Source organism: Bacillus sp. MSP13, assembly GCF_000815295.1.
GTDB lineage: Bacteria > Bacillota > Bacilli > Bacillales > Bacillaceae > Bacillus > Bacillus vallismortis.
On sequence record NZ_JXAQ01000013.1, the window covers coordinates 363430 to 377974 of the forward strand.

Annotated in this window: 10 protein-coding genes and 1 pseudogene; 9 read left to right on the forward strand and 2 right to left on the reverse strand. The window is 44.3% G+C overall.

Annotated elements, in window-relative coordinates; genetic code table 11:
• Window positions 1-13: 13 nt before the first annotated feature.
• From SC79_RS16720 to SC79_RS16760, 9 genes and pseudogenes are all read left to right on the forward strand, one after another.
• Window positions 14-1380, forward strand: a pseudogene (locus SC79_RS16720) (PTS transporter subunit EIIC).
• Window positions 1381-1436: 56 nt separating this feature from the next.
• Window positions 1437-2762, forward strand: coding sequence for a penicillin binding protein PBP4B (pbp4b, locus tag SC79_RS16725; RefSeq protein ID WP_039076015.1), 1326 nt, complete (start codon window positions 1437-1439; stop codon window positions 2760-2762).
• Between the two features lie 28 nt (window positions 2763-2790).
• A complete protein-coding gene (locus SC79_RS16730; RefSeq protein ID WP_039076016.1) occupies window positions 2791-4719 on the forward strand; it encodes a glycoside hydrolase family 3 protein in 1929 nt (642 codons plus the stop codon).
• 13 nt (window positions 4720-4732) lie between these two features.
• Window positions 4733-5977, forward strand: coding sequence for an exo-beta-N-acetylmuramidase NamZ family protein (locus SC79_RS16735; protein WP_039076017.1), 1245 nt, complete (start codon window positions 4733-4735; stop codon window positions 5975-5977).
• Between the two features lie 186 nt (window positions 5978-6163).
• On the forward strand, window positions 6164-7753 hold the full coding sequence (gene btr / locus SC79_RS16740; RefSeq protein WP_039076018.1) for a bacillibactin transport transcriptional regulator Btr: 1590 nt from the start codon (window positions 6164-6166) through the stop codon (window positions 7751-7753).
• A gap of 90 nt (window positions 7754-7843) precedes the next feature.
• A complete protein-coding gene (gene feuA / locus SC79_RS16745) occupies window positions 7844-8797 on the forward strand; it encodes an iron ABC transporter substrate-binding protein FeuA (RefSeq protein WP_039076019.1) in 954 nt (317 codons plus the stop codon).
• A gap of 19 nt (window positions 8798-8816) precedes the next feature.
• Window positions 8817-9821 carry a FecCD family ABC transporter permease gene (locus tag SC79_RS16750; RefSeq protein ID WP_010331486.1) on the forward strand — a complete coding sequence of 335 codons (1005 nt, stop codon included), beginning with the start codon at window positions 8817-8819 and terminating at the stop codon, window positions 9819-9821.
• Window positions 9814-10824: an iron ABC transporter permease FeuC gene (gene feuC, locus SC79_RS16755; RefSeq protein WP_039076020.1), complete on the forward strand. Its 1011-nt coding sequence runs from the start codon at window positions 9814-9816 to the stop codon at window positions 10822-10824. The genes SC79_RS16750 and feuC overlap by 8 nt, the downstream gene beginning before the upstream one ends.
• Window positions 10821-11567 carry an alpha/beta hydrolase gene (locus SC79_RS16760; protein ID WP_039076021.1) on the forward strand — a complete coding sequence of 249 codons (747 nt, stop codon included), beginning with the start codon at window positions 10821-10823 and terminating at the stop codon, window positions 11565-11567. The genes feuC and SC79_RS16760 overlap by 4 nt, the downstream gene beginning before the upstream one ends.
• A 9-nt stretch (window positions 11568-11576) precedes the next feature.
• Here SC79_RS16760 and SC79_RS16765 read toward each other — a convergent pair whose 3' ends face one another.
• Window positions 11577-12497 carry a bile acid:sodium symporter family protein gene (locus tag SC79_RS16765; protein ID WP_082022804.1) on the reverse strand — a complete coding sequence of 307 codons (921 nt, stop codon included), beginning with the start codon at window positions 12495-12497 and terminating at the stop codon, window positions 11577-11579.
• Between the two features lie 144 nt (window positions 12498-12641).
• Window positions 12642-14078, reverse strand: a complete 1437-nt coding sequence (locus SC79_RS16770) for a SulP family inorganic anion transporter (protein WP_039076023.1) — start codon at window positions 14076-14078, stop codon at window positions 12642-12644.
• Window positions 14079-14545: the final 467 nt, after the last annotated feature.

The following is a 14545-nucleotide window of genomic DNA, read 5'->3' on the forward strand; positions in this document are numbered from 1 at the left end:
AGGAGGGGTTTTGATGAGCAAAGAAAAGAACTACCATCATCTCGCAAAGAAAATCCTTGAGCTATGCGGAGGAAGGGGCAATATTTCCTCGTATACGCATTGCATGACGCGTCTGCGGATTACGCCTTACGACAAAAGCAAAGCAGATGCCCATGCTTTAAGAGAGCTTGACGGCGTATTGGGTGTCGTTGAAGCTGAAACCTTACAAATCATTCTCGGAACCGGAGTCGTCAATCATGTCACAGCCGCTTTCTCAAAGCTCGTGTCAGCTGGAGAAGGTGTCGACGTCAAAGAAGCAGCAGCCAAAAAGAAAGCCGACATAAACCGAAAAAACGCCACTCCTTTTAAACGTTTCTTACGTAAAATGGCCAGCATCTTCATCCCTCTTATTCCCGCACTCGTCGCTTCCGGTTTAATCACCGGGATTACCAAGGCAATCATTCAAGCCGGCTGGCTCTCTGCAGAATCACAAGTCGCTGTTATCCTGACAGTCATCGGCTCAGGGTTGTTCACTTATCTCGGCATTCTTGTCGGCATTAACGCATCGAAAGAATTTGGCGGGACACCCGCTCTTGGAGCTCTGGCAGGGATCTTGATTATGAATCCGGAGATCGCAAAGATCAGTTTATTCGGAGAACAGCTTCTTCCGGGCAGGGGAGGTCTGATCGGAGTTCTTTTCGCAGCCATATTCATTGCTTACACTGAACAAAGTATCCGCCGTTTTATTCCTCAATCACTTGATATCATTGTCACCCCAACCGTTTCACTGTTAATCACCGGAATTGTAACATATGTCGTATTTATGCCTTTAGGCGGCTTCATTTCTGATGCTATTACAGACGGCCTTCTGTCCATCTTGGATATCGGCGGCATCGCTGCAGGCTTTATTCTGGGCGCTACTTTTCTTCCCCTCGTCGTGACCGGACTGCATCAAGGCTTGACGCCTGTGCACATGGAACTGATCCATTCAATCGGAAATGATCCTCTGCTCCCTATTTTGGCTATGGGAGGGGCGGGACAGGTAGGCGCGGCCTTTGCCATCTTTTTGAAAACAAAAAAACAACATTGAGAAAAGCGATCGCCGGAGGACTGCCTTCGGGGCTGCTCGGCATTGGTGAACCGCTGATCTTCGGGGTCACGCTGCCACTTGGACGCCCGTTTCTAACAGCCTGCTTAGGAGCCGGAATCGGCGGCGCCTTTCAAGCTTATTTTCAGATAGCTACCATTGCGATTGGTGTCTCCGGACTGCCGCTTTCCTTTCTCGTCCTATCTTCGCAAATCATTCTGTATATCATCGGACTCTTTATTTCCTACGCGGCCGGCTTTTTATTAACGTACGCCTTTGGCTATAAAGATGAAATGGCTTCTCAGTTCGATTAAATGGTTTCTGTTTTAAGGATAGTAAACAGGATAAACGCAAGGAAAGGAGCAAACCTATGAAAACAAAGACACTTTCCTTATTCAGTGCCATATTCATTCTATCTATACTGGCGCCCAACGAAACCTTCGCGCAAACAGCAGATAACCAGATTGAGCCGAAAACCATCAATGCAGAAATTGCACAATTCTCGTCGAAGAAACTAAGGAAGGTTGATCGGATGATAGAACGCGATGTTGAAGCAGGATTTCCCGGCGCTGTTCTTGTCATCGTGAAGGACGGCCGCATCATTAAAAAAGAAGCGTACGGCTACAGTAAAAAGTACGAAGAATCAGAGCTGTTGCACCGTCCGGTTAAAATGAGAACCCGCACGATGTTTGACTTAGCCTCAAATACGAAAATGTACGCAACTAATTTCGCATTGCAGCGTTTAGTCAGCCAAGGAAAGCTCGACGTCTATGAAATGGTTTCTGCATATTTGCCTGATTTCAAAGATCAGCCAGGAGACCTTATGAAAGGAAAAGACAAGATTCGTGTCATTGATGTTCTCCAGCACCAATCAGGGCTTCCCGCAAGCTTTTACTTTTACACACCGGAAAAAGCCGGTATGTACTTTTCTCAGGGGCGGGACAAAACAATTAAATATCTGTCGAAAATTCCGCTCGATTATCAAACAGGGACAAAACACGTATACAGTGACATCGGATACATGATCCTCGGCTGTATTGTCGAAAAGCTCACCGGAAAACCGCTTGATGTCTACGCTGAGCAAGAGCTTTACAAACCGTTGGGGCTCAAACATACCTTATACAATCCGTTGCAAAAAGGCTTCAAACCGAAGCAGTTCGCAGCGACTGAACGTATGGGCAACACGCGGGACGGCGTTATTCATTTCCCTAACATCCGCACAAACACGCTGCAAGGAGAAGTGCACGACGAAAAAGCGTTTTACTCAATGGGAGGCGTGTCCGGCCATGCTGGATTGTTCTCAAATGCTGATGATATGGCTATTCTGCTGCAGGTCATGTTAAACAAAGGATCATACCGAAACGTTTCTTTATTTGATCAGGACACAGCCGACCTATTTACAGCCCATTCAGCAACAGATCCAACATACGCTCTTGGCTGGCGGCGAAACGGAAATAAAAGCATGGAATGGATGTTTGGCCCTTACGCCAGCGAACATGCTTATGGACATACCGGCTGGACAGGGACAGTTACGATCATTGATCCAACTTACAATTTAGGCATCGCATTGTTAACAAACAAAAAGCATTCACCAGTTGCTGATCCAGAGGAAAATCCAAATGGGTTTGAGGGCGATCAATTTCCAACAGGCAGTTATGGAAGCGTCATTACCGCGATCTATGAAGCGATGGAATGAATGATTCGACGATAGGAGGAAGCTTTCTATGAAAACCGTATTTCCGCTTATCCTTTCAACCGTTCTCTTTCTATCATGTTTTCTCGGCGCCAGCCAGACAAAAGCTGCTTCAGCCAGCAGCTCAGCTGACGCCAAGCAGCTTGTCAATCGCATGACGTTAGATGAAAAACTCGGCCAGATGTTGATGCCAGATTTTAGAAATTGGCAAAAAGAAGGTGATTCTTCTCCTCAAGCCTTTACAGAAATGAATGAAGAAGTCGCTAGCCTTATCAACAAATATCAATTCGGCGGCGTGATCCTTTTTGCAGAAAACGTAAAAACAACAAAGCAAACCGTCCAATTGACAGACGCTTACCAAAGGGCCAGCCCCAACATCCCGCTCATTCTGAGTATTGATCAGGAAGGCGGCATTGTTACGAGATTAGGGGAGGGGACTAATTTCCCGGGGAATATGGCACTGGGTGCTGCCAGAAGCAGAATCAATGCCTACCAGACTGGCACCATCATTGGGAAAGAGCTTTCTGTCTTAGGCATTAATACAAATTTCAGCCCTGTCATGGACATTAATAATAATCCTGATAATCCGGTGATTGGCGTACGGTCATTCAGCTCGAATCGGAACCTGACAGCACGACTCGGTTTATATACGATGAAAGGGCTGCAGCGGCAAGATATCGCCTCTGCCCTCAAACATTTCCCGGGACATGGAGACACGGACGTTGACAGCCATTACGGACTGCCGCTTGTTTCCCATAGTCAAGAACGCCTTCGTGAGATCGAGCTCTATCCCTTTCAAAGAGCTATTGATGCCGGTGCTGATATGGTGATGACAGCTCACGTTCAATTTCCTGCCTTTGATGACAACACATACAAAAGCAAACTCGATGGATCGGACATTCTGGTTCCGGCGACACTCTCAAAAAAGGTGATGACCGGTCTTCTTCGTCAGGAAATGGGCTTTGACGGCGTCATCGTTACCGATGCCCTCAATATGAAAGCAATCGCAGATCATTTCGGACAGGAAGAGGCTGTGGTCATGGCTGTAAAAGCGGGCGTCGATATTGCCTTAATGCCCGCCTCAGTTACTTCTCTGAAAGAAGAACAGAAATTCGCACGTGTTATTCAAGCGTTAAAAGAAGCAGTGAAAAACGGAGACATTTCTGAACATCAAATCAACAAATCAGTTGAAAGAATCATTTCCCTGAAAATAAAACGCGGTATGTATCCAGCTCGAAACAACGACAGCATAAAAGAAAAAATAGTAAAAGCCCAAAAAATCGTAGGAAACAAGCGGCACCTGAAAGCGGAGAAAAAAATAGCCGAAAAAGCAGTGACCGTTTTAAAAAATGAACAGCATACCTTGCCGTTCAAGCCCAAAAAAGGCAGCCGAATCTTAATTGCCACGCCTTACGAAGAACAAACGGCTTCAATTGAACAAACCATTCACGATCTCATCAAGCGAAAGAAAATCAAGTCAGTCTCTCTCAGTAAAATCAGTTTTGCCAACCAAGTATTTAGTGCCGAGCATGAAAAACAAGTAAAAGAGGCTGATTATATCATAACTGGCTCTTATGTCGTGAAAAATGACCCTGTCGTCAACGATGGTGTCATCGACGACACCATATCGGATTCAAGCAAATGGGCCACCGTATTTCCGAGAGCTGTCATGACGGCTGCACTGCAGCACAACAAACCATTTGTCTTAATGAGCCTGCGCAACCCATATGATGCCGCCAATTTTGAAGAAGCTAAGGCGCTCATAGCTGTCTATGGATTTAAAGGGTACGCGAATGGCCATTATCTACAACCCAATATTCCCGCCGGAGTTATGGCGATATTCGGCCAGGCAAAACCTAAAGGCACACTTCCAGTCGACCTTCCGTCTGTCACGAAACCGGGAGACATCCTGTATCCATATGGCTACGGATTAAATATCAAAACGGGAAAACCGCTCTAATAAGGAGGGACACATGAGAAAAACAATATTCGCTTGTCTCACAGGGTTCATTATGTTTGGAACGATAACAGCTGCCTCAGCATCACCCGATTCCAAGAATCAAACAGTAAAAAAACCTAAAGTCCAGACCGGTATAGATACGCTTTTGCCAGCTTATAAAAAACAGCTCAAAGGAAAAAGAGTCGGATTCATCACCAATCCAACAGGCGTAAATGCATCTTTGAAAAGCAGTGTCGATATTCTTTACGAAAACCCAGATATCAAACTGACAGCGTTATTCGGCCCTGAGCACGGCGTCCGCGGCGACGCTCAGGCGGGAGACGAAATTGGCTCTTACATTGATAAAAAAACCGGGGTTCCCGTATATAGCCTTTACGGGAAAACGAAAAAACCGACACCAGAGATGCTGAGAAATGTCGATGTTCTTATGTTTGACATTCAGGATGTCGGGACCCGTTACTACACGTACATTTATACAATGGCCTACGCAATGGAAGCCGCTAAAGAAAATGACATCCCTTTTATGGTGCTGGACCGCCCCAATCCTCAAGGCGGAAAACATATTGAAGGGCCAGTCTTAGAACCTGAATACGCTTCATTTGTCGGACTGTATCCCATTCCGCTAAAGCACGGAATGACCATAGGTGAATTGGCTGTACTGTTCAACAAAGAATTTGACATTGGTGCCGATCTCACAGTAGTGAAAATGAAACATTGGAAACGAAAAATGGATTTTAACGATACCCGACTGCCTTTCGTCCTCCCTTCACCGAACATGCCGACTGTGGAAAGCACATTTGTTTATCCCGCAACCGGTCTGATTGAAGGAACAAATATATCCGAAGGGCGGGGTACCACAAAGCCATTCGAATTCATTGGGGCTCCCTTTATCAAAAGTACAGAGCTTGAAGAAATATTGAACAGTCTCAATCTGCCTGGCGTGACATTCAGGGCAGCTTCATTCACACCGACGTTTTCTAAATATCAGGGAACGCTTTGCCATGGTGTGCAGCTCTATGTGACAGACAGAGAAACGTTTGAAGCGACCAGAACAGGTCTGTCACTCATTAAAACCCTGCATGATCTCTATCCTGAGGATTTTGAGTTCCTTTCAACAGGTTCATTTGATAAACTGGCAGGCAACGGGTGGATCAAAACAGAAATTGAAAATGGCGCTTCTATAGAAGACATCATAGATCGCTATGAAAAACCACTCAAACAATTCAGCAAAATAAGAAAAAAGTATCTCATCTATTAGACGTTCGCATTGTATGTTACACGTGTAACATTTTCTACTGAACAAAAGACCCTTACCTTCAAACGAAAGTAAGGGTTTTTTCATGCCAAAAATTCACCCGCTTTATATAGGAAAACTTTCATTTATTTGGTACAATTTTATTGAAAATGATTATCAATTGAATGTTTCTGAAAAGGTGGTTTACTCTTGCAAAATACAGTCATTTATCATCCGATACAAATTGAATATCTTAAAAAAACAAGCGATCTCTTCTCAGAACAGCAATTAGCCGATTCATTCGTGCTGATCTTTCATTTAAGAGGAAACGGCCATATTTCGATCGGAACAAGTATCAACCCTCTGCAAAAAAAGACACTTTATGTTTGTCCGCCTAATGAGACCTTCGGCTTTTCACCTTCAGCCGAGGGAGATATAGATACTTGTCTGATCAGGCTTCAAAGCTATATCCAGAATTCCAGACAAGATCTCTTAACGCCATATACAGATACGGAATTAGCCAAACTGAAGCATGTGAATGTTTCACCTATCGAAAACCTAGCAGCCCGGCTTCATGAGCTTGCAGCGCTGTGGAGTGAGTCGTCTCATCTTTCTCAGTTAAAATGTGTGATTGAAGTACAAAGCCTGATTTATGACCTCTTCACTGCCAGTTTATCTGATCAGACGGATACACATTCAGCCATCGAAAAAACAAAGCAATACATCGAAACCCATGTCGATACAAAAATGACTCTTGCCCAGTTGTCGCAAATGGCGGGAATCAGCGCCAAACACTACAGCGAAATCTTTAAAAAACGGACGGGCCAGAGCGTAACAGAATTTATCACAAAAACGCGAATCACCCGAGCAAAACGGCTCATGGCAAGATCAAACTGCAAATTAAAAGAAATCGCTCATCAAACAGGCTATCAAGATGAGTTTTATTTCAGCAGAATCTTTAAAAAGCATACAGGTTGTTCACCTACAAGCTATATGAAAAATCGCCGAAAAAAAATTGCCGCATACGGAAAGGGCACAATGGGCCATCTCATCCCACTGAATCACATACCGATTGCGGCCGCACTCCATCCGAAGTGGACGTCTTACTACTATCAGCATTATTCGGCAGATATACCTGTCCATCTCAGCGCATACCGCTCTAATGAAAAATGGGAAGAAAACCTGCAGACGTTAGCTCAGGCTGAACCCGACGTAATTTTCAGCATGGATTCCATTTCTCCAGAAGAACAAAATAAGCTCAATCGCATCGCAAAGGTCATATATCTTCCTTCAGAAGAAAGCTGGAGAAATCACTTTCTGCAAACTTCCTTATTCTTAAGGGAAGAGTCCGAAGCAGAAAAGTGGCTTGCGGCTTATGACCAGCAAACGGAGACTGCAAAAAAAATACTCCACCACACCCAAGGCCTGCATTTTCTGTTTCTGAGGCTGCACAAGCAAAACTTCTATCCGGCACATCATCGAAGCGTCCGTGAAGTCTTTTTTGGAGATTTAGGATTCAACTCCGCATTAACAGCAGACACGCCTTCAGAGCAAGCGATTCCGTTAGAAAATATCGCAAACTGCGAAGCTGACTGCATCATGCTTTTTCTATTTAAAGAGCCTGAAACCATCGCTTACTTCAAGCAATTACAGCAGACAGAAGTGTGGCAAAACCTAAGCGCGGTGCGTAACAAACGAGTTTATCTTCTATCCTTCGACCCTTGGAATGAATACTCGGCTTTCGGGCACGAACGGATCGTAAAGCAAGCCATTTCATTACTATCCGGTGAAAGTCCATGATAAATATGAATTTTATCCATGGTGTTATATCCGTTCATTCTCTATAATTCCAATTGATAATAGTTATCAATTGAACAGGAGGCTCTATAGATGAAAAAGATTTCTCTTACCTTATTAATCTTGCTTCTCGCGCTAACGGCGGCAGCTTGCGGCAGCAAAAACGAATCGGCTGCCAGCAAGGCAAGCGGTTCAGCATCTGAGAAGAAGACAATTGAATACCTGGATAAAACCTATGAAGTATCTGTACCAACAGACAAAATTGCCATTACGGGAAGCGTCGAATCAATGGAAGACGCGAAATTGCTTGACGTTCATCCGCAAGGCGCGATTTCATTTTCCGGCAAGTTCCCTGATATGTTCAAAGATATCACTGATAATGCCCAACCAACCGGAGAAAAAATGGAGCCAAACATTGAAAAAATTCTTGAAATGAAGCCAGATGTCATCCTTGCTTCAACAAAGTTCCCGGAAAAAACACTGCAAAAAATCAGCACAGCCGGCACGACAATCCCGGTCTCTCATATCTCTTCAAACTGGAAAGAAAACATGATGCTGCTTGCCCAGCTGACTGGAAAAGAGAAAAAGGCGAAAACAATCATTGCAGACTATGAACAGGATCTAAAAGAAACAAAAACAAAAATCAGCGATAAAGCAAAAGATTCAAAAGCGCTTGTCATCAGAATCAGACAAGCCAACATTTACATTTACCCTGAACAGGTGTACTTCAACTCCACTCTTTATGGTGACTTAGGCCTTAAAGCGCCGGACGAAGTAAAAGCGGCAAAAGCGCAGGAGCTGATTTCGTTAGAAAAATTAAGCGAAATGGACCCGGACCATATCTTCGTCCAATTTTCTGATGATGAAAATGCAGACAAACCTGAAGCGTTAAAAGATTTAGAGAAGAATCCAATCTGGAAAAGCCTTAAAGCAGTCAAAGAAGATCATGTTTACGTCAACTCAGTGGATCCTCTCGCACAAGGCGGCACAGCGTGGAGCAAAGTCCGCTTCCTGAAAGCGGCTGCTGAAAAATTGACACAAAACTAATTCAGAGTAGGTTTTTTGTATGTATTCAAAACAGTGGACACGTATCATATTGATTACTTCTCCATTTGCTATCGCACTATCGCTGTTGCTTTCGATCCTATACGGCGCGAAGCATCTAAACACAGATATTGTTTTTACATCTCTTATTCATTTCGATCCGGGAAACACAGACCATCAAATTATATGGCATTCCCGGATTCCAAGGGCTGCCGGCGCTCTGCTCATAGGGGCAGCCCTTGCTGTTTCTGGAGCGCTTATGCAAGGCATTACACGAAATTACTTAGCTTCGCCTTCTATTATGGGCGTTTCAGATGGTTCTGCGTTTATTATCACGCTTTGTATGGTTCTGCTCCCGCAATCGTCTTCGTTTGAAATGATCATTTACTCTTTTATCGGCTCAGCATTAGGAGCTGTGTTAGTATTCAGCCTTGCCGCCATGATGCCTAACGGGTTTTCCCCCGTACAGCTTGCCATCATCGGCACAGTCACAAGCATGCTGCTCAGCAGTTTATCAGCGGCCATGTCAATTTATTTTCAAATTTCACAGGATCTCAGTTTCTGGTACAGTGCCAGACTTCATCAAATGAGTCCGGATTTCCTGAAGCTAGCCGCTCCGTTTTTCCTAATTGGCATCGTGATAGCCGTTTCTCTCAGCAAAAAAGTGACCGCTGTATCATTAGGCGAAGACATTTCTAAAAGCCTGGGACAAAAGAAAAAAACCATTAAGATCATGGCGATGCTTTCTGTCATCATTTTAACCGGCAGTGCCGTAGCGCTCGCCGGTAAAATTGCGTTTGTCGGATTGGTTGTTCCGCATATCACAAGATTTCTTGTTGGCTCAGATTACAGCAGGCTGATTCCGTGTTCATGCATTTTGGGCGGAGTCTTTTTAACCTTGTGTGATCTCGCAAGCAGATTTATCAATTATCCGTTTGAAACACCGATTGAAGTCGTGACATCCATAATCGGCGTGCCTTTCTTCCTTTATTTGATTAAACGAAAAGGAGGGGAGCAAAATGGCTAAAAAATATGCAGTATTCATTGCTTTGATTCTCGTTGTCAGCTATTTCAGCTTAACAAGCGGATCATTTTCCGTTCGTCCGGCTGAGCTGCTCTCCACTCTTTTTCAGATTGATCCGAATCCGCAGTATGAAATTTTGCTGTTCGATTTAAGACTGCCGCGAATTGTCATGGCGGCCATTATCGGACTCGGTCTGGGCATTGCGGGCGCCGTCATCCAAGCCATCACACGTAACGGTCTCGCAGATCCGGGAATACTCGGGATCAATGCGGGGGCAGGAGCTGGGATAGTCGCGTTTATGCTCTTATTCCAGGGCCAAAAAGAAGTGACATCCTTAGCTGCGGCGATGGGAATGCCGATCTTCGGATTGTTAGGCGGACTGATTGCAGCGATTCTGATTTACATATTTGCATGGCACAGAGGCAATTTAGATTCAGGAAGAATTATTCTGGTGGGAATCGCGATCAATTCTGGATTCAGCGCCCTGTCTTTGTTTTTATCATTAAAAATGGACCCGCAAGACTATCAAATGGCCATGGTGTGGAAAAACGGAAGCATCTGGTCTGCCAATTGGACTTACATCACAGCCGTTCTCCCATGGATGCTGCTGTTTATCCCTATTCTTATCGGGAAGTCCCGCTTGCTGGACACCATTCGTTTTGATGAAGACACAGTCAGAAGCCTCGGTATTTCATCAAATAAGGAAAAAACCATCCTGCTCGTCGCCTGCGTAGCAATCATCAGCGCCTGTGTCTCCGTAGCGGGAAGCATGGCGTTTGTCGGCTTAATTGCTCCCCATATTTCAAGGAGACTGGCTGGTGTCGAACATCGTGACATTCTGCCGCTGAGCGGTGTAATCGGCATGCTGCTTGTCATAAGCGCAGACTTTGCCGGAAAACTGTTTTTTCAGCCCGCGGAAGTGCCCGCAGGCATCATTTTGGCGATCCTCGGTGTTCCTTATTTCTTATATCTGCTTTTCAAGCAAAAAAAGGGGGGGAATGCTTGAACGGGTCCCTCTCTGAACACAAAGCCGGCAAAAGGAGGTTCTATTTGTACCTCCCTCCTTCCTACAACCCAAACAGCAGAGGATTTCCTCCTGTCTACGTGCAGGATGGAAATTCTTTATTTCAAGACCAAATCAAAGTATTAGAAAGCGCATTTCAACAGCGAACGCTCCCAGAACTCGTCCTGATCGGTATCGAACCTGAAAACCGGCTGGATGAATACACCCCTTGGCCAGCTGCTTCGCTTAGTGATCGGTTCCCAGATTTCGGGGGCATGGGTTATCACTATCTGTCTGACATCATAAACCGGCTCATTCCATTTATTGAAGACAACTGGAACGTTAGCAGAGAATCTAGAGGGTTGATCGGCGCCTCATTAGGAGGCCTCATCTCAATGTTCGCTTTATTAAAGCATGCGTCAGTGTTTGAAAAGATAGGCTCTATCTCAGGCTCCTATTGGTATGAGAACACAGTGGAAACCATTCGTTCATCTTCTTTAAAGCCCGGCACTGCACGTGTCTTTATGTCTGTCGGCAGTGAAGAAGGCCGTGAAAAACAATCCATTCAGCGACATATGCTGCTGAATACAAAGCAAGTGCATCAAAGTTTAAAAGAAAAAGGGTTCACTGATGATCAGCTGTGTCTTTCTATAGAAAAAGGGGCAGTGCACCACCACAAGTACTTCTCCGAACAGTTCATCATCGCGCTCGAATGGCTATACGGAAAAACCCGCTCACACAATTGAGCGGGTTTTTCATGCTTTCTGCAATACGGGTTTTAACTCAAAACGATTCAGCATATAGCCAAACAAAGCAGCCAGAATCTGCTGAAACAACATGCCGATCACCACCGGAACGGCAACCTGAGACGGAAAGAACGTAACGGCAAGAACTGCGCCGGCACTAATATTTCTCATGCCTCCCGTAAAAATAAGAGATACAATTTCCTCCTGGCGCCTTTTCATCATTTTTCCGATCAGCCAAGCAACAGCATAGCCTGTTAACGCGATAAAGAAAACCGTCGCCGCTATTCCTACGAATCTCCAATCAACGGCTTTGAAATAAGGGGCAATCGCAGCACTGTTAATCGCAATCACTGCCATCAGGCAAAGTTTTGAAAAAGGAGACAGCGCACTGCTCATAGATGCAGTTCTTTCTGGAGATGATATCTGATTAAACAGCATACCCAGAAAAGAAGGAATCACGACCATCACAATCAATCCTTTCATCATTCCCCACACATCCATATGAACCTGAGCGCCAGCGAGCAATGAAAGGCTCAGCGGAACGATCAATGGAGACAGTACCGTATCAACTAAGATAATTGAAAGCGTCAATCCGACATTCCCTTTGTACATCGCTGCCCAAATCAAGCTTGTAATCCCCGTAGGAATCACAACAGCCAATGTTAAGCCGGTGATCGTCAAAGGATCGCCTTTAAAGATAAGATGGCCGCTGACCCAAGCAAAAAGCGGCATAAAAATATGAAGAACAAATAATGCAAGAATCATAGGAAGGGGATGTGACAATGCATGCCTCAAAGATTGAAAGTTAGCACTCAAACTGCCTGCAAACGTAATAAAAGCAAAGATCCAGGGCACAGCGCTTTCATACTCATTTAAAAATTGAGCCAGCAGCACGCCCAGCACCACGCTAGTCGGCGTTAAAAGCGGCATTACCCTCCCCAATATACGGTTAAGCTTCTGAAGCATCATACGCAAGTCCCCTATTTACATTTCTTTTCTCTCTATTATATCAATGCTGTTCAGCCGTATGTTATATAAAAAAGCCCAGATCTCATCAATCTGGACTTTCACACTTTATGTCATTTGCTTCATAAGAGCTTTACTAGCTTTATTTAAACCCTTTACTTCAGCTTCAATTCCTTGCTCTTTAAACTTCGCAACAATCTTATCAAGCGCTGCCGCTCCTGAATCATCCCATACGTGGGCCTCAGTTAAGTCAATCACGACTCGCTCAATATCCTCTTGGTAAATAAACGCATTCGTAAGATCAGTCACTGAGGCAAAAAAGATTTGTCCCTTTACTCGATACGTTCTTAGCTTTTGGTCCTCTGCATGAGAAACGATTTTCAGCTTTGAGATTTTCGCCACAAAGAACACCGCACTTAAGATAACGCCGACGAATACACCTTTAGATAAGTCATCCGTCACCACAACCGTAATCACAGTCACAATCATGACAATAGAGTCAGTGAGCGGCGCTTTCTTGAGGCCTTTTAAAGAAGACCAATCAAATGTACCGACAGAAACCATAACCATAACGGCCACTAACGCAGCCATAGGAATTTTCATGACGACAGTACTCAAGACGGCAATTAAAAACATAAGAAAAGCACCGGCAACAAATGCTGATAAGCGCCCACGCCCGCCAGCTTTTGTATTAATGACAGATTGTCCGATCATAGCGCAGCCTGCCATGCCGCCAAAGAATCCAGTCACGATATTCGCAATTCCCTGTCCGCGGCTCTCTTTATTTTTATCACTGTCCGTATCCGTCATTTCATCAATAATCTGTGCTGTCAACAAAGATTCAAGTAATCCGACAAACGCTAAAGCAATCGAATAAGGAAAAATGATTTGCAGTGTTTCAAACGTAAATGGGACATCAGGGATTATGAAATGAGGCAACGAACTAGATATATTGCCCATATCGCCTACGGTCCGCACATCCACATGAAACATGACCGCAATAATCGTCATCACAACAATCGCGACAAGCGGAGACGGGATCGCATTTGTAAACCTCGGCAGTACATAAATAATAACCAACGATCCGGCAAGCATCGCATACATGCTCCAAGAAGCACCTTCAAACTGAGGAAGCTGCGCTGAGAAAATAAGGATCGCCAGCGCATTCACAAAACCGATCATCACAGAACGCGGAATAAATTTCATTAATCTCGCAATTTTACTGATACCTAAAATCACCTGAATAATTCCTGTCAAAATCGTAGCGGCAAATAAATACTGAAGCCCGTGATCTGCAACCAACGATACCATCACAACCGCCATTGAGCCAGTAGCAGCTGAAATCATGCCAGGTCTGCCGCCAAAAATAGAAATGATAATGGCTATACAAAATGACGCATAAAGACCGACCATCGGGTCAACACCGGCTATAATCGAGAAGCCAATCGCTTCAGGTATTAATGCTAACGCAACTAAAATGCCAGCAAGTATGTCTTTTCGGATATTCCCGAACCATTGCTGCTTTAATGTAAAACTATTATTCAAATATAACGACTCCTTTTTTAAAAAATAAATCCGCACCGTATCTGTTATGCTGGAAGCTTTCTTTATTTTACGGAAGAAAAAGAAAAGGTAAACGACCGGAGAAAAAGGGGAAACGTTGAGTATATTGAATTGAGGTAAGGAGTTGCCATACAAAGAGTATCATAATAAATTTTAATCAATTACGCAAGATGAATGCTGAAGAAATAATGACTTACACTAACTTTTGAGTCATTTTTGAATGATATCATATCCGGATGAAAAACGAGAATCATCTGTATAGCAGTAAGAAATGTTCTCTCATATAGACAACGGATCTCTTTCCATCAGTTCTTAGATCGCAGCCTCATAGTTATCAAGCGAGATTTTTTCAATCAGTTCAGTAAGCTGAAGCATATCCGCGACACATGATACGGGCATCCTCCATAATTTGGTGATCCTCTCGGATTTCAACAATACAAATATGAAAC